The sequence below is a fragment of the Mesorhizobium sp. 113-3-9 genome (assembly GCF_016756515.1).
In the GTDB taxonomy this organism is placed as follows: Bacteria; Pseudomonadota; Alphaproteobacteria; order Rhizobiales; family Rhizobiaceae; genus Mesorhizobium.
Genome location: NZ_AP023246.1, coordinates 5,495,150 through 5,510,370, shown reverse-complemented (window position 1 = coordinate 5,510,370; position 15,221 = coordinate 5,495,150). Strand labels below are relative to the sequence as shown.

Genomic DNA, 15,221 nt, shown 5'->3' with positions numbered 1-15,221 from the left:
CACTATATGCCGGTAATGCATAATATTGTGCCGAATAATGGATAAGCCGGACATCACATTCGAGCGCATGCGCACCTTCATCCGCGTGGCCGAGCGGGGCAGCCTGTCGGCGGTCGCGCGGGAATTTGGTGTCGGGCAGTCAACGATCACGCGGCATGTGCGGGAGCTCGAGGAAGCAGTCGGCGTGCCTTTGCTCAGCAGAACGACCCGGCGAGTCACCATGACCGCCGAAGGCAGCCGCTATTATGCCAATAGCGTTCAGATTCTGCGTCTTATCGAACAGGCCAGCGATGAGGCCCGAGGCACGCGTGGCGCGCCCGCCGGCACGATCCGGATAAGCTGTACTGCCGCCTTCGGCGTCTTGCATGTCAGCCGGCTGATCTTCGCCTTTCAGGACCGTCATCCCGACATCGGCATTGACCTCAGCCTTACCGACGAGCGGGTGGATCTCGTCCGCGAAGGTGTCGATATCGCGCTTCGGCTTGGCCCGCTCACGGACAGTTCTTTGAAGCTGCGGGCCCTCGGCCGGTCGCGGCGTCTGCTCGTGGCATCGCCGGACTATCTGGCGGCGCGGGGAAGACCGGCCGTTCCTTCGGATCTGTCTCGGCATGAGGGTATCCGGATGTCGAACGTGGCGGGCAGCGAAACGCTTGCCCTGCAGGGCGCAGGCGGCGAACGCCACACCGTGCCTTTCGCGGGGCGGCTGCGGATCGATCATGGGCTTGCCGCGCGGCAGGCCATGGTCGCTGGTCGAGGGATCGCGCCGGCGCATCGATGGCTTGTGGACGATCTTCTGGCGGCGGGCCTTCTCGAGACGATCCTGACGGATTATTCGCTGCCGTCCGTCCCGCTGAACATGTTGATTGTCCCGGAGCGCGCGGGCGTCGCAAGGGTCCGCTTGCTGGTCGAGTTTCTGGCTGAACAGATTGCCGCCATTCCAGGGATCGAGAAATCCATCTCGGGGCATTAGCGCGATACGATCTGCCCGCAAGAGCAGCTTGCGGCGGTGACGTCCATCGTCTATCGCCGATGAACGATGACAGAATCCACCCTTGCACCAGACAGCGCCGGCAGCGCGCTACCCAGCCGCATCTGCGACAGTCGCGCTGTCGCGGCGCGATTCGCGGCGCTGTCGCATCCGGCGCGTATCGAGATACTGAAGCACCTCTCGGCCAGCAATTCGTGCTGCTGCCGCGAGGTCGTCGATCGTTTCGATCTGGCGCAGTCGACGGTCTCGCAGCATCTGAAGATTCTGGTCGAGGCCGGCCTTGTCCGCTTCGAGCCCGACCGCCAGCGCTCCCGCTATGCCGTCGATCGCGCGGCCCTCGCCGAAACATCGGCATCGCTGAGCGCACTCGTCAATTCCTGCTGCTCCGGCCGCTGACCCTCCCACCCAAAAGGCAAGAAAAAGTGGCCGAAAAAACCGTCTCCGCCGAAACATCCACCCTGACGACATTGCGCAATCTCTGGCCCTATATGTGGCCGGCCGAACGCGCCGATCTCAGGGCGCGCGTCACCTGGGCGACGCTGCTGCTGGTCGTTGCCAAGGTAACACTGGTCGCCGGTCCCTATTTCTTCAAATGGGCGACCGATGCGCTGGCTGGTGCGGCCAGAACGCCGCCGCCATTGCCGTCCTTCCTGCTTGCCCCGGTGATGCTGGTCATTGCCTACAATGTCCTGAGGCTCGTCCAACTCGGCTTCAACCAGTTGCGCGATGCGCTGTTTGCACGGGTCGGCCAGCACGCGGTGCGACAGCTTGCATTCCGCACCTTCGTCCACATGCACCAGCTGTCGCTGCGCTTCCACCTGGAGCGCCGCACCGGCGGCCTGTCGCGCATCATCGAACGCGGCACCAAGGGCATCGAAACGATCGTGCGCTTCATCATGCTCAACACCGCGCCGACCATCCTTGAATTCGCGCTGACCGCCGGCATATTCGGTTTCACCTATGGCTGGAAATACGTGGCCGTGGTGGCAATCACCGTCTGGCTCTACGTCTGGTTCACGGTCAAGGCGAGCGACTGGCGCATCTCGATCCGCCGCGACATGAACGACAGTGACACCGACGCCAACACCAAGGCGATCGACTCGCTGCTCAATTTCGAGACGGTCAAATACTTCACCAACGAGCGCATGGAAGCGGAGCGCTTCGACCGCTCGATGGCCCGCTACGAGGTCGCCGCCACCAAGACCTGGACCTCGCTCGGCTGGCTGAATTTCGGCCAGGGCGTCATCTTCGGCCTCGGCACGGTCGTCGTCATGTGCATGTCGGCACTGGAGGTGCAGGCCCACACGCAGACAGTCGGCGATTTCGTCTTCATCAACGCCATGCTGGTGCAGCTTTCCGTACCGCTCAACTTCATCGGCTTCATCTACCGCGAAATCCGGCAAGGCCTGACCGATATCGAGCACATGTTCGATCTGCTCGACGTGCCGCAGGAGATCGTCGACAAGCCAGACGCCAAGCCGCTCGCCGTCGGCGCCGGCAAGGTCGAATTCCGCGACGTGCATTTTTCCTACGATCCCAACCGTAAGATCCTCAAAGGCGTCTCCTTCGAGGTGCCGGCCGGCAAGACGGTCGCCATTGTCGGGCCGTCGGGCGCCGGAAAGTCGACCATCTCGCGCCTGCTGTTCCGCTTCTACGACGTGCAGGGCGGCCAGGTGCTGATCGACGGCCAGGACGTCAGGGACGTCACCCAGGACAGCTTGCGCGCGGTGCTCGGCATGGTGCCGCAGGACACGGTGCTGTTCAATGACACCATCGCCTACAACATCCGCTACGGCCGCGTCGGCGCGAGCGAGGAGGAGGTGCACAAGGCAGCCGAACTCGCCCAGATCGGACCGTTCATCGAGAAGCTGCCCGAAGGCTACAAGTCGATGGTCGGCGAGCGCGGGTTGAAGCTTTCGGGCGGCGAGAAACAGCGCGTCGCGATTGCCCGCACCATCCTGAAGGCGCCGCCGATCCTGATGCTCGACGAAGCAACATCGGCACTGGACAGCCACACCGAGCAGGAGATCCAGGCCGCGCTCGATCTCGTCAGCAAGGGCCGCACCACCATTGTCATTGCCCACCGTCTGTCGACGGTGATTTCCGCCGACGAGATCATCGTGCTGAAGGACGGACAGATCGCCGAGCGCGGCACCCATGTCGAACTGATGCGCAAACATGGCCTCTACGCCTCTATGTGGGACCGTCAGCGCGAAGCGACCGAGGCCGAGGAGCGGCTGCGCCTCGCCCGCGAGGGCGACGAGCTTGGAGTCATCGTTCGCCGGCGCACGTCGGAGGTGAATTGATTTTGTGCTTGACCTCAACTTAAGTTGAGATTGTACGCCGCTCTGGAGCCCGCAAACACCATGATCCAGGAACGGAACAATCGAAATGAACGACCTAAAGCAGAACGTTAACGGCGGCAGCGTGTTCAGGGTGGACAAGTTCGTCGTCCCGGCCGCGGCCCGCGAGGAGATCCTCGTCAAGGTCAGGACAACGCACGAATTGTTGCGCCGGCAGCAGGGCTTCGTGCAGGATTTTCTGCTCGAGCAATTTTCGGGGCCGGGCGAATTCAACCTGGTGACGATCGTCGAATGGGAAAGCCAGGCGGCCGTCGACAAGGTCGTGCCGATCGTCAAGGCCGCGCACGAGCGCGTCGCGTTCAATCCGCAGGAAACGATCGCCAGGCTTGGGGTGCGCGCCGACATCGCCAACTATCAGCGGATTCCAGAGGCGTAACGCATGTCCCCAAAAGCGTGTAACGGTTTTGGGACAACGACATACGCAAACAAAGAGGGTTAAAGCGCGTCGACGCGAAGCGCTTTAGCCAGGCCAGCCGACGCCAGGTGCCGGCGCTTCAATGTTGAGCACCTGGCCGGTTCTGATATCGCTGATCATGTGCTCGAAGCCGCGCCATTGCGCGGCGGCGATGAACAATGTCCTTCGGTCCGCACCGCCCAGCATGCAGGCAAAGCAGCCGCGATCGGCGGTGACGGTCTGCAGCACCTCGCCGCCCTCGCGCACCCGCACGCAGTGCTTGTTGGGAACATCCGCGTACCAGACCGCACCTTCGGCATCGACGCAGATGCCGTCCGGATAGCCGCCGAGATCGGCCCAGACGCGCCGATTGGACAGGATGCCGTCGGCGGCGATGTCGAAAGCGGCCAGCCGGTTGCCGTGGGATTCGGCAAGGATCAGCGTCTTGTTGTCCGGGGTCACGGCCATGCCATTGGCAAAGGCGATGTTGTCAGCCACTTGCCGGACCGCACCGTCCGGCGTGATCAGCACGATGGTGCCCGGACCGAAATGCTCACCGGGCGCCGGCGCCGGCCCACCGCCATTGACATAGGCATTGCCGCGCCCATCGACGACGATCTCGTTCCAAGGGCTTTTCGACAGGCTGCGCAGATCGGCATGAGTGACGAGCCTGCCATCGGCTTCCTGCCGCAACAGCAAGCCTTCCCGGCCTGAGACAATGAGCAGGCGTCCATCCGGCAACCAGTCGATGGAGTAGGGCAGGACGGCGGGTACCGTGAGCATGATCTCGCGGTTGCCGTCGGCATCGACTGCGATGATCTCACCGGTGCCCCAGTTGCAGACCCACAGCCGCCCGTCATGCCAGCGCGGCGATTCCCCGAAGGCAAGGCCCTCAGTGACGAGACGAGCTTTGATGCCGGATGATACCTGCATGATCGGGAGCCTCCGTTGCACGCGTCACCGACCTCGCGGTTGCGATGAGGCGCTTCTCACCAAGGACGGGCGAGAGGGCGGTTTGCCGACAGGGGGTTACTGCTTTTCACTCAGGAAGAATGTCCCATCGACATGGCCGTTTGCGCCGCATGAGGGCGGCTCCGAAGCGCCGTCCTTGCCGGAGCCGTTTTGCTCGACCACAAGCGCATCGCCACTGCGGCGGAAGGTGAACACAAAGCCGGTCGGCTTGTCATTGTCGTCGGTGTCGACCAGCTGCAAGCTCTTGCCGGCCTTGACCATGCCGCCGACATCGCACTCTCCGCCACCGGAGACAGGATTGGCGACATCTTCCGACACTTCGAGCTTGCCAGCGCCCGCCGCCTTGATCTCGACTGTGCCTCGGACACTGCTCCACGTGCCGGTGAAGCCGGTGTCCGCAGGTTTGCGGATGCCGGCCAGTAAGGTCGCGCGGTCGCGAAGAAATTCGCCGAGGTCGAAACTCTGCTGGTCCTTGGGCGTGTTCTCGTTGAAGCCGGCGATCTGGTCGCGGTATGCGATGAAATCGCTCTGGTCATCCCGCAAGGCCTTGCCGGCACGAGGGTCGAGTGTCCTGAGCAATGCAGCATAGTTCTTCGCCACGTCGGCGTCGGCCTGGGCGAGAACCGGGTCGGCGCAGATCGCCTTTTCCGCCACGTTGGCCGCCTTGGCGCAGTCGAAGGATGGCTTGCTCTGTGCCAGCGCATGGCTCGGCAATGCCGGCAAGATGGCCAGCGTCAGTGTGGGAAAAACAACGCGGATCGTGAATATCCAGCTTTTCATGAGATCTGCTCCCGCCCCGGTCGGAGTCTTGACGGCAATGGCATGGGTGCGCAAGCCGGCGGCGACTTCACGAAATGCGGAACGTCTGGCTTTCCGGCGCCCAGTGGGTTTTGCCCGTTCACCCGCGCCGCGGATTGTCGCGTTGCGGGCAGGGGGTGTTTCGGCTATTGAGGCCGAACCTGAAACAGGGACCGCCCCCATCCCATGAGCCTTGTCGACACGGTCAAGAACGCGTTCGTACCGATCCATCGCGAGGGCTATCCCTTCATCGCCGCCTTTGGCGCGGCTACGCTTTTCCTTGGCTATTTCTCTTCGATCCTGTTCTGGATCGGCCTGATCCTGACCGCCTGGTGCGTTTATTTCTTCCGCGATCCCGAGCGTGTCACCCCGGTGGACGACCGTCTGGTGGTGAGCCCGGCCGATGGCATCATCTCGGCGGTTGGTCCGGCCCTGCCGCCGCGCGAACTCGGCCTCGGCAATGTCGAAATGACCCGCATCTCGGTGTTCATGAACGTCTTTTCCTGCCATGTGAACCGTTCGCCGGTGCGCGGCCGTATCGCCAAGATCGAGCATCGGCCCGGAAAATTCCTCAACGCCGAGCTCGACAAGGCAAGCACCGAGAACGAGCGCAACGGCCTGGTCATCGAGAGCCCCAACGGCACGGTGGCTGCCGTCCAGATCGCCGGCCTGGTGGCGCGCCGCATCGTCTGCTGGGCCGAGGCCGGCGGCTCGATCGGCACAGGCGAGCGGTTCGGCCTGATCCGCTTCGGCTCGCGCGTCGACGTCTTCCTACCCCTGACCGCGACCCCTCGTGTTGCCGTTGGCCAGACGGCGGTCGGCGGTGAAACCGTGCTTGCCGAATTCGGTGGTGTCGCCGGCACTCCCCTTGTGCGGATTTCCTGAGCCTTGGGCGCGCCGTTCAAAAAGTTCGAGGCACATGCCAGCGGCGGTCCGCGCATCCGCGAGATCCCGATGCGCATGGTGCTGCCCAACCTCGTCACCGTGCTTGCCATCTGCGCCGGACTGTCCGGCATCCGCTTCGGCTTTGAAGGCCGCTTCGAACCGGCGGTGGTGATGGTGCTGCTGGCCGCCTTTCTCGACGGCATCGATGGCCGCCTGGCGCGTATGCTCAAGGCGACCTCCAAATTCGGCGCGCAGATGGATTCGCTGGCCGACATCGTCAATTTCGGCGTGGCACCTGCTCTGGTGCTCTATGCCTTCCTGCTCGACCGCGCCGGCTCGCCGGGCTGGATCGCGGCACTCCTGTTCGCCATCGCCTGCGGGCTGAGGCTCGCCCGCTTCAACGTGCTCGATGATGACAAGGCCGAACGCCCCTTGTGGCAGTCCGAATATTTCGTCGGTGTGCCGGCGCCGGCGGGCGCGGTGCTGGTGATGCTGCCGCTCTATCTCTATTTCCTGCGGCTCGGGGTGGAGCCCAGCCGGCCGGCCGCCTTCGTCGCCACCGGCTTCACCATCCTGGTCGCCTTCCTGCTAGTCAGCCGACTGCCGGTCTATTCCGGCAAGAGCATCAAGATCCCGGGCGACAGGGTACTGCCGGTCATCCTGGCTGTCGTGCTCTACGTCCTCTTGCTGATGACCTATCCCTGGTACACGCTGACGGCGTCGGTCGCGGGCTATCTGATCTTTCTGCCGTTCTCCGTACGCGCCTACTCCAAGCGCGCCAAGCTCGAGGGCGAGAAGGTACCGCCTTCGGACATAGGTTAAAAGGTTCGCAGAAGTCCTTGATCTGACTCAGGCCGCGACGCCGAGCCCCAGCCTGTCGATCGCCAGCTTCCTGGTCGAGACATAGTCGGTCTTGCCGGAACCGAGCACCGGAATTTCCTCCACCTTGACGATGTCGTTCGGCACCATCAGTTCGGCTGCCCCGGCCTTTTTGCCAAACTGGCGCAGTTCTTCGGGATTGGCATCGTCGGCCGTGGTGACCAGCACGATGCGCTCGCCGCGCCTCTTGTCCGGCACCGCAACCGCAGCGTGGCGCTCCTCGGGCCACAGTGACTGCACCAGCATCTCGACCGCGCCCAGCGACACCATCTCGCCGGCGATCTTGGCGAAGCGCTTGGCGCGACCGCGAATGCTGATGAAGCCTTCGCGGTCGACGGCGACGATATCGCCGGTGTCGTGCCAGCCGGTCAGGGTCTGCAGTTCGCCGGGACGGTCCGCGGTCATGTAGCCCATCATGAGATTGGGTCCGTCGAGCCACAACTGACCGGCGTCCGCTATGCCCTCGACCGGCTCCAGCCTCATGCGCATGGCCGGTAAGAGCCGCCCGACCGTACCGTCACGGCCATGGATCGCGGTGTTGACGGCAACCACGGGTGCGGCCTCGGTCAATCCGAAGCCCTCGATGATTTCGGCCTGGAAACGCTCGCGGTAGACGCGACGCGTTTCCGGCTTCACCGCCTCGGCGCCGGCGACGATGAAGCGCAGGCTGGAGAAGTCGCCGGCCTTGGCTGTGCGCGCATAGTTGGCGAGGAAGGTGTCGGTGCCGAACATGATGGTCGGTTTCACCTTGCGGGCGATCTCGGGAATGATCTTGTAGTGGAGAGGCGAAGGGTAGAGGAACAGTTTCACCCCGGTCACCAGTGGCAATATGGTGCCGCCCGTCAGGCCGAAGGAGTGGAACACCGGCAGCACGTTGAGCAGGATATCGGCCGGCGAAATGGTGATGCGCGCTTCGGCCTGCATGGCGTTGGCGAGCAGGTTCTTTTGCGACAGAACGACCGCTTTCGGCGTGCCTTCCGAACCCGAGGTGAACAGGATCACCCCCGGCTTGGCCGCATCCTGCCGCTGCAGCGGCAGGCGCCAGAGCAGAGCGGCGGAAAGCTTGTCCAGCGCGGTGACGCTTTCCCTCAGATCTTCCAGCCACAACAGCCTGGCGCCGCCATTCTCGGCCGCGGCGACGATATCGGCGAGATCGGCCTTGTCGACGAAGGCGCGCGACGAAATGACGGTGCGGATGACGGCCGTGCGCACGGCCGCCGTGACGCTCGCCGGCCCGGCCGTGTAGTTTATCATCGCCGCGACTCGTCCGCCCGAGAGAAGGCCGACCAAGGACAGCACGACGCCATTGGCGTTGGGCAGCATTATCCCCACTGCCTCGCCCGGCGCCGTCACCGCCTCGAGGCGCCTGCCCAGCACGCGCGCGCCGATGAACATCTTGCGATAGCTCAGCGCGCCCGAAATGACATCCTCGATGATCGGATGCGATGCGCCGACTCTGGCTGCCGCATCGCGCATGGCCAGGAACAGGCCGCGATCGAGGTCGGTACCAAAAAGCCGGGCCTCGGCGACGCGGTCGAACAGCGCATTGGTGTTCGAGGCCTGGTCCGGGTTGCGCGCCACAAGTTCGGCGATGGTCATCGGATCCAGGACGCTGATCGACAGCTGCGGAAACCAGTGCCGCGGCGCCTTGTCCGCAGGCGTCAGCGACACAGGCAGGCTGCGCGCGCCGGCGACGAAGATCGGGACGATGCGGGCGTCGGCCTGCATGGCGATGCGGGTGACGGCGCGAAACAGGCGAAACGTCTTGACGTCTGGCTCGACCGCATCCGGCAGATAGACGGCGAGCCGGCCCTTGCCCTTCAGCACGCGCACTAGGCGGCGGCTGACGAAGAGGTGTTCCGCATTGAAGGCAATGGTGCGGCCAAGTTCGCGCCAGGGTTCGAGCCAGGGCGAGCGTGCCGAGACCTCGTCGAGTATGTGAAGCGTGTCGTCGGGCAGCAGCGACAGCATCAGCGCCGGCTCGAAGCGCGACTGGTGCGAGATCACGTAGATGACCGGTACCTGCGCCTTGTGCGCGATCCTGATGCGGTTGTCGCTGATCCGGTAGGCGAGCTTGAACGGCACATAGAGCAGCGCCTGGGTGAAGCGCAGGCCGAGGCGGAATTTTTCCACCACGCCGATCAGCAGCCAGGCTGCAACAAGACCCGCAAGCAGCGCCAGTGTCAGGATCATGCCGCGTCTCTCCCAACAAGTTTTGTCATCGCGGCTCTTCCGCGGCCGCTTCGGGGCAGAAGGTAGCGGAAGTGGGCGTGAGGTCAATGTGGAAGAGGGGCTGTCCTCTCCCTCCAGAGGGGGAAGGACAAGGCCGTCATGTCGCCTTCAACCGCCCGCTGATGAAGCGGAACTCCTGGGTCTTGCCGCCATAGCCATAGGCGGCGGCAGGTACTTCATGCACGAAGGCATAGCTTTCCTCGTGCACACCGCCCAGCAGACGGTCGAAGGCATCGAAAAGAGCCTTGAGATAGGCTTCCAGCTCGAGCTTGGTGTTGGTGCCGTCGACCACCTTGATATCCAGCCAGAATGTGTTGGAGCCATGCTCGGCCAGCGACTTGCCGCCGGCGAACCAATGCTGCGGATCGATATAGGATACGGCGACGGCTGTGATGGTCGGATCCTTGCGCAACTGCCTGGCGGTGATCTCGGTTATTTCCCCGGCAATCCTGGCCGACAAAGCGACGTCTGGCTTGCCGGTGAGGCTGATGTTGATGATGGGCATTTTTCTTCTCCTGGTTGAGCGGCGTCTGATCGCCGTTGGAGGGACCATGTCACCATCCTTGAATCAAAAAAATCGAATTGTTTTCAAATGAAGATTCGATAATATCGAATTATGGAAACGCTGGACCCAGACCTGCTCAAAACCTTCCTCGCTTTCGTCGACAGCGGCTCGCTGGCGCAGGCGGCGTCCAGTGTCGGCCGCTCGCCCTCGGCGGTGACAGCCCAGATGCAGCGGCTTGAGGAGATTGTCGGCGAGCCGCTTCTGGCGCCGCAGGGGCGGGGCCGTGGGCTGACGCCGGCCGGTGAGGATCTCGTTGGTCATGCCAGGCGCATTCTTGCCGTTCATCGCGAGGCGTGGCTGGCGTTGAAGGGGGCGCGGGCCGCCGGGCGTGTCGCCATCGGCACGACACAGGATTTCGCCGACAGCGGACTGCCGGACCTTTTGCGCGCCTTCGCCACCAGCCATCCGCGCGTCAGGATCGAATTGCGCGTTGGCCGCTCCGCCGAACTGGCGCAGGCCCTGCAGGCCGGCAGCCTGGATCTTGCGATCGTCATGCGCCAGACGGCGGCGCCGGATGAGGTCGGCGTACTGCGCGAACCGATGATATGGCTGTGCTCACACAAAGGGCTGGCCTCGCGGCAGGAAGAACTGCCGCTGGCGCTGCTCGATCCCCATTGCGGTTTTCGCGAGGCCGCACTCGCGGCGCTCGATGCCGCCGGCCGCAATTATCGAATCGCCGCCGGAAGTGCCAGCCTGGCTGGGTTGCGCACGGCCGTGAACGCCGGCGTCGCATTGACGCTGCGCACCGCGCGCTTTGCTCATTCCGGCATCGTCGAGGCGCCGCGCGAGCTTGGCCTTCCGCAGGTTCCGATGGCGGAATTCGCGATCCGGTTGCGCGCTGGGGCCGATACTCCCGCGGGCGATCTGGCGACACTGCTCAGCGGTAACCTGACTCTGGCCTGATTGCTTGGTTGATTCAAGAGGGCTCGGATCTCGTCGACAAACTATGAAAAAAGCCGACCTTACGGCGGAGCCTGTTCAGCAAAGAAAAAGCCGACCTTACGGTCGGCTTGGAGTAGGACGGGCCGAGGGGTTTGGGGGGACTTGGGGGGTTAGCCCGTCGCATCAATAATGTCTGAGTCCGATGATGGTTCCGTGACTGTGTCACTTTTTTAAGAAATATTTGACGCCATGCGTTGGGAGCGGGCCGAGAGCCAGTCCCGGCCGGCATGGGCGAAGACCGCGCAGAGCACGATGGCGCCGCCGATCATACTGGCTTCTGGCGCGATCTCACCAAGAAACAGGAAGGCAAACAGGATCGCGAACGGCACCTCGGCCGAGCCGAGCAGCCCGGATTCGGCCGCAGGGATAAGCCGCGCGCCCTCCGTCCAAAGGATCGACGACAGCGCGAAGGACGCACCGAAAGTGACGAGGAGCGCGACATCCCTGGATGAAACCGTCAGCGGGTCGGTGACAAACCAGCCGAGGACGAACAGCAGAAACGCCGACACCGCCCCGGCCCAGACCACCGGCGTATCGCGGAACGCACGCACCATGATCATGTAAAGACCGCTGCCTATGGTCATCAGCAGAGCCAGCCCATCGCCGAAGAGGTGGCCGGTGCCGAAACCGGACCAAACCATGATCGCCACACCGCAAAGCGAGACGGCGGCGGCGACCATCGTCTGCATGCGGAAAGGTTCACGCGTCAGAACCCAGGCCAGAACCGCGGTCACGAAAGGTGCGGTGGCATAGATGACCGCGACATTGGCGACGTATGTGAATTTGAACGCCGAAATGAAGGCAATGCTCGCCAGCGCCCCTTCCACCGCCAGCAGCCAGCCGCGCCAGCCAAGCCGCAGGCTCTCGCGCCCGCCGGATCGGCGTCGTCGCCACAACACATAGAGCGTGATCAGGATCGAGCCGACAAAACCGCGCCAGCAGATAATGGTCAGCGGGTCGGCATGGATCGATTTTGTCAACACGCCCGTCAGGGCAAAGACAGCCGCCGAACACGACACCAGGATAATACCCAATGTGCGCTCGGCGACAGTATCAGCAGTGGCTGTCACGTCAGTCATGCCGATAGCCTACGCCGTCCGGTCCTGACATCGTACTGTCACCAATGATGAACATCACAGCCGCTTGCGGAAATGTTCGCCGCCGATGATCAGCAACCCGGCTGCGACGATCAGCGCCGCGCCGAGAAACACTTCGCGGCGCGGCACGTCGCCCCAGATCGCAAAGCCGAGCGCGAACGCCCACAGCAGCGAGCTGTATTCGAGAGGCGCGAGGATCGATGCCGGCGTGCGCTTCATGCCTTCGAAGAGGAGATATTGCGCCAGGCCGCCGAGCGCGCCGACACTGGCGAGAAGCAGCAACTCGTTCAGATCAGGCGTATGCCACCACAACAGCGCCGGTACCGCCGAAAACACCAGGAAATAGAAATTGTTGAGGAGGAGCTGGATCATCGAGCGCTCGGCAAGCGCGGTTTTGCGCAGGAGAACGATGGCGATGGCCCACAAAAGTGCGGCCGCCAGCACCAGCAGCACCGGCACCGACAGGCCGAGATGGGTGGGATCGCAAGCGACGAAGACACCGACAAAACCAATCAAGACCGCCAGCCAGCGCAGAACAGGCACTTTTTCGCCGAGCAGGAACACCGAAAGCACGGTGACGATGATTGGCGCCGCGTAATAGACGGTGGTCAGTTCGGCAAGCTGCAGGCTGCGGGCGGCGTTGTAGTAACAAAGCCAGGCGGCGAGCGTGAAGGCGCTGCGCACCAGCATTGGCCGCACGATCGGCGAGCGCAGCGTGTCGGCGAACAGCTGCCGCCCGCCGATCGCGGCGCAGGCGCTCAGAATGGTGATGCTGCGGAAGAACATGATCTGCCAGACCGTCATGCCGGTCACCAGCAGCTTGATCGAGGCGTCCTGCGTCGAAAACAAGAGATAGGCGGCACCGGTCAGCAGGATTCCGGCGAGAACCCTTTCACGTGTTTCAAGAATGGCGATATCGGCCATAGGCGCGGACCAAAGGTGCGGGAAGCGACAGGAATAGCTTGGGGACTCTGCGAAATCAGGCCTCGGCTCCCAGCTATAGGGGTGAAAGCCGACACAGCGCTACGCCAGCCCTAGGCTTGCGTTGGGGCAGGGGCCACTGCGACATTCCTTATGAGTGCGAGCAGGCCTGACGCATCTGTATCTGCCATGGCCTTGCAGCAGCGGTTGACAAGTCGCTTAGAACCTTGAGCCGACAATCTTGGGCGGTGACTTGCGAACCCCACGGCCGTAGTCGAGAAGGGCGCGCTCCCAAAGCACGCTGCTCTCGTATTGATCATCGGCAAATTTCTCAAGACTGGCGTCAAAGATGATTCTGCCGTTGAAATTTGGGTTGCATTCAGCCGGATCTCGAATGACGCCTTGGGCGTCGATCTGGCACCACATCCGGCGCACGTCGTCAGTGACCCAGGCAAGGCCGTTCGCGTAGCACCGTAGCGCTCGATACTTTGGCGCAACGAACACTGTCCCGTCGGCTGCGGCAAGTCCCCACAATGTTTCGCCGGCGGTGTCAGTGCTGAAGAGGTGACCGCCATCCTCGCCGCAGGCGAGTACTGCTAATCGATCCCTCTTGCGACTCGGTTCAGGTACTTGCCGTCCCTGGGCATTGACCCATGACTTCTGACCATCGACGTTTGTCACGAAAACGCCGTCATCATCGGGTCGGAGATTGCCAAACTGCGGAACTGCCGAATATCTGCCCTTGGCATCGATCACGCCCCACTTGCCACCTTCCTCGACAGCGGCATATCCGTCCTGAAAATTGTAGACGTTGTCAAAGCTTGGCTCCGACATCAGCAAATGGCCGCCTGTGTCGATAAATCCCCACTTGCCGTTGAGGGTGACCGGGGTTGGCCAGTCGCAGTCCAGCTTGAGAAAAGCCTGCTCAAACAGGTGGGATTCGGTGGGTTTGCCATTCGCATCGACGACGCGAAACTTGCCTGACCGTTTTTCCACCTTGATGCCGGAGGGGCATTGGGAAAGGATTTCTCCGTCTTCCGGGTTCGCGACAATCTGGCCGCGCCGGTCGAGCCCAACCCATTCATCGTCGATGCGGACTATGCTGACATCGCCTTTCTCGGCCAATCTGGCGTCGTCGAAATAACGGCCGCCAAGGAGTCGGCCACTTGTGTCGACGATTCCCTTTTTGTCACCATCTTGAACCAGCTTGAGGCCATTTCGCCAATAGAGGGTGCCACCGAACTTGATCGGCACGACGAGATCGCCTTTGGAGTTCACCGCGCCGCATACCTTCCACTTCGACCGATCGGCCGGCGTCGGATTTAGATTGCACACGGTGGCGAACCCATCGATGAGCGGGGACACGTCCTCGTATCGGGGGGTGATTTGCCAGGTTCCATCCGATCGTAAGAGCCCGAACTTGCCCGGATTGCTGTCTTCGGTGCTGGCCCAAAGCAACAGGTGGTCCGGATCGTCGAAATATCGAAATCTGTAGATTTCCGAACTCAGGGATCGGGTCCGAACGTGCCACAGGCGATATTGCGGCGAGGGGGTTTTGACAAAGTCGAACTGCAAAGCCCGTTTGGCGTCCCCGAGGCTTTCGCAGCCATTGAAACCTGTCGGCCGCCATGCACCTTCGCTAACGAGAATCGTGTCTTCGCCGAACGGCATCGCGCGCGCATAGTTGGGGTCGACGATGAAGTTGCCCGAGCGATCTATGACGCCTGCCTTGCCATCAAGCACAACCTCGGCACGGCCTTTTGTGAAGCCCGCAACCACGTCGAATTCAGCGGGAACCACGAGCTTGCCTGCACGATCGATGAAGCCAAACTTTCCGTTGATTCTGACGCCAGCGAGCCCGTCGAAAAAAGGCAGTGCGACTTCGAACTGCCGTGGGATGACCTGATTTTTTGACTGGTCAACGTTTGAAACTGCCACCACAGGCGATCGTCAAGCCATTTGGCTCTGTCGGCTTTCCTGCAAACTGGCCGGGTGAACAGGACATGAGGACGAATGAGGCGGCTTGGCCGGTCGGGGCAAGGACCGCCAAAGCGCCGAACCCCATCGCCAGTGCGTGCATCAGCCACTTTCCAACCAATGCCGAGCTCCCTCAAGCCGACTGAACACGACAATCATAGCTTCGGGTTGTGGCGGAAATCCAATTCTGCAAATCTGCCGGAACTGT

The 15,221-nt window shown here is 62.7% G+C and carries 14 protein-coding genes; 7 read left to right on the top strand and 7 right to left on the bottom strand.

What is annotated here, in order from left to right; genetic code table 11:
* Window positions 1-37 precede the first annotated feature (37 nt).
* The 4 genes from MesoLj_RS27060 (at window position 38) to MesoLj_RS27045 (ending at window position 3,727) form a co-directional block, all read left to right on the top strand.
* The gene (locus MesoLj_RS27060; protein ID WP_202323174.1) at window positions 38-970 is read left to right on the top strand and encodes a LysR family transcriptional regulator; all 933 of its coding nucleotides are present in this window, start codon (window positions 38-40) and stop codon (window positions 968-970) included.
* Between the two features lie 66 nt (window positions 971-1,036).
* Complete coding sequence (locus MesoLj_RS27055; protein WP_140768460.1) at window positions 1,037-1,384, top strand: ArsR/SmtB family transcription factor; 348 nt, start codon at window positions 1,037-1,039, stop codon at window positions 1,382-1,384.
* Between the two features lie 26 nt (window positions 1,385-1,410).
* On the top strand, window positions 1,411-3,294 hold the full coding sequence (locus MesoLj_RS27050) for an ABCB family ABC transporter ATP-binding protein/permease (RefSeq protein ID WP_202323173.1): 1,884 nt from the start codon (window positions 1,411-1,413) through the stop codon (window positions 3,292-3,294).
* A gap of 85 nt (window positions 3,295-3,379) precedes the next feature.
* Entirely contained in the window at window positions 3,380-3,727 is a 348-nt protein-coding gene (locus tag MesoLj_RS27045; protein ID WP_140768456.1) for an antibiotic biosynthesis monooxygenase, read from the top strand.
* Between the two features lie 84 nt (window positions 3,728-3,811).
* On the opposite strand, the gene MesoLj_RS27040 is transcribed toward MesoLj_RS27045, so the two are convergent.
* Together MesoLj_RS27040 and MesoLj_RS27035 are read right to left on the bottom strand one after the other, a co-directional pair.
* Complete coding sequence (locus MesoLj_RS27040; protein ID WP_202323172.1) at window positions 3,812-4,678, bottom strand: SMP-30/gluconolactonase/LRE family protein; 867 nt, start codon at window positions 4,676-4,678, stop codon at window positions 3,812-3,814.
* A 96-nt stretch (window positions 4,679-4,774) separates the two neighbouring features.
* A complete protein-coding gene (locus MesoLj_RS27035) occupies window positions 4,775-5,497 on the bottom strand; it encodes a lysozyme inhibitor LprI family protein (protein ID WP_202323171.1) in 723 nt (240 codons plus the stop codon).
* Between the two features lie 204 nt (window positions 5,498-5,701).
* Here MesoLj_RS27035 and MesoLj_RS27030 point away from each other — a divergent pair, with 204 nt between their 5' ends.
* Both MesoLj_RS27030 and MesoLj_RS27025 read left to right on the top strand, forming a co-directional pair.
* Window positions 5,702-6,400, top strand: a complete 699-nt coding sequence (locus MesoLj_RS27030; RefSeq protein ID WP_095204974.1) for a phosphatidylserine decarboxylase — start codon at window positions 5,702-5,704, stop codon at window positions 6,398-6,400.
* 3 nt (window positions 6,401-6,403) lie between these two features.
* Window positions 6,404-7,222: a CDP-alcohol phosphatidyltransferase family protein gene (locus MesoLj_RS27025; protein ID WP_056563308.1), complete on the top strand. Its 819-nt coding sequence runs from the start codon at window positions 6,404-6,406 to the stop codon at window positions 7,220-7,222.
* A 27-nt stretch (window positions 7,223-7,249) separates the two neighbouring features.
* On the opposite strand, the gene MesoLj_RS27020 is transcribed toward MesoLj_RS27025, so the two are convergent.
* Entirely contained in the window at window positions 7,250-9,472 is a 2,223-nt protein-coding gene (locus MesoLj_RS27020; protein ID WP_202323170.1) for an AMP-binding protein, read from the bottom strand.
* 136 nt (window positions 9,473-9,608) lie between these two features.
* Window positions 9,609-10,016: a tautomerase family protein gene (locus MesoLj_RS27015; RefSeq protein WP_202323169.1), complete on the bottom strand. Its 408-nt coding sequence runs from the start codon at window positions 10,014-10,016 to the stop codon at window positions 9,609-9,611.
* Between the two features lie 111 nt (window positions 10,017-10,127).
* Here MesoLj_RS27015 and MesoLj_RS27010 point away from each other — a divergent pair, with 111 nt between their 5' ends.
* Window positions 10,128-10,979, top strand: a complete 852-nt coding sequence (locus MesoLj_RS27010; protein WP_202323168.1) for a LysR substrate-binding domain-containing protein — start codon at window positions 10,128-10,130, stop codon at window positions 10,977-10,979.
* 209 nt (window positions 10,980-11,188) lie between these two features.
* Here the strand turns inward: MesoLj_RS27010 and MesoLj_RS27005 are convergent, their stop codons facing one another.
* The 3 genes from MesoLj_RS27005 to MesoLj_RS26995 all read right to left on the bottom strand — a co-directional run bounded on the left by MesoLj_RS27005 (window position 11,189) and on the right by MesoLj_RS26995 (window position 14,974).
* Window positions 11,189-12,097: a DMT family transporter gene (locus MesoLj_RS27005; RefSeq protein WP_202323167.1), complete on the bottom strand. Its 909-nt coding sequence runs from the start codon at window positions 12,095-12,097 to the stop codon at window positions 11,189-11,191.
* A 54-nt stretch (window positions 12,098-12,151) separates the two neighbouring features.
* A complete protein-coding gene (locus MesoLj_RS27000; RefSeq protein WP_202323166.1) occupies window positions 12,152-13,039 on the bottom strand; it encodes a DMT family transporter in 888 nt (295 codons plus the stop codon).
* Window positions 13,040-13,255: 216 nt separating this feature from the next.
* Window positions 13,256-14,974 carry a WG repeat-containing protein gene (locus MesoLj_RS26995; RefSeq protein ID WP_202323165.1) on the bottom strand — a complete coding sequence of 573 codons (1,719 nt, stop codon included), beginning with the start codon at window positions 14,972-14,974 and terminating at the stop codon, window positions 13,256-13,258.
* Window positions 14,975-15,221: the final 247 nt, after the last annotated feature.

Excerpts from the sequence above, each read along its gene's own strand:
- MesoLj_RS27035 (WP_202323171.1), bottom strand. The coding sequence starts at position 5,497 with ATGAAAAGCTGGATATTCACGATCCGCGTTGTTTTTCCCACACTGACG.
- MesoLj_RS27060 (WP_202323174.1), top strand. The coding sequence starts at position 38 with ATGGATAAGCCGGACATCACATTCGAGCGCATGCGCACCTTCATCCGC.
- MesoLj_RS27055 (WP_140768460.1), top strand. The coding sequence starts at position 1,037 with ATGACAGAATCCACCCTTGCACCAGACAGCGCCGGCAGCGCGCTACCC.
- MesoLj_RS27020 (WP_202323170.1), bottom strand. The coding sequence starts at position 9,472 with ATGATCCTGACACTGGCGCTGCTTGCGGGTCTTGTTGCAGCCTGGCTG.
- MesoLj_RS27000 (WP_202323166.1), bottom strand. The coding sequence starts at position 13,039 with ATGGCCGATATCGCCATTCTTGAAACACGTGAAAGGGTTCTCGCCGGA.
- MesoLj_RS27015 (WP_202323169.1), bottom strand. The coding sequence starts at position 10,016 with ATGCCCATCATCAACATCAGCCTCACCGGCAAGCCAGACGTCGCTTTG.
- MesoLj_RS27030 (WP_095204974.1), top strand. The coding sequence starts at position 5,702 with ATGAGCCTTGTCGACACGGTCAAGAACGCGTTCGTACCGATCCATCGC.
- MesoLj_RS27045 (WP_140768456.1), top strand. The coding sequence starts at position 3,380 with ATGAACGACCTAAAGCAGAACGTTAACGGCGGCAGCGTGTTCAGGGTG.
- MesoLj_RS27010 (WP_202323168.1), top strand. The coding sequence starts at position 10,128 with ATGGAAACGCTGGACCCAGACCTGCTCAAAACCTTCCTCGCTTTCGTC.
- MesoLj_RS27040 (WP_202323172.1), bottom strand. The coding sequence starts at position 4,678 with ATGCAGGTATCATCCGGCATCAAAGCTCGTCTCGTCACTGAGGGCCTT.
- MesoLj_RS27005 (WP_202323167.1), bottom strand. The coding sequence starts at position 12,097 with ATGACTGACGTGACAGCCACTGCTGATACTGTCGCCGAGCGCACATTG.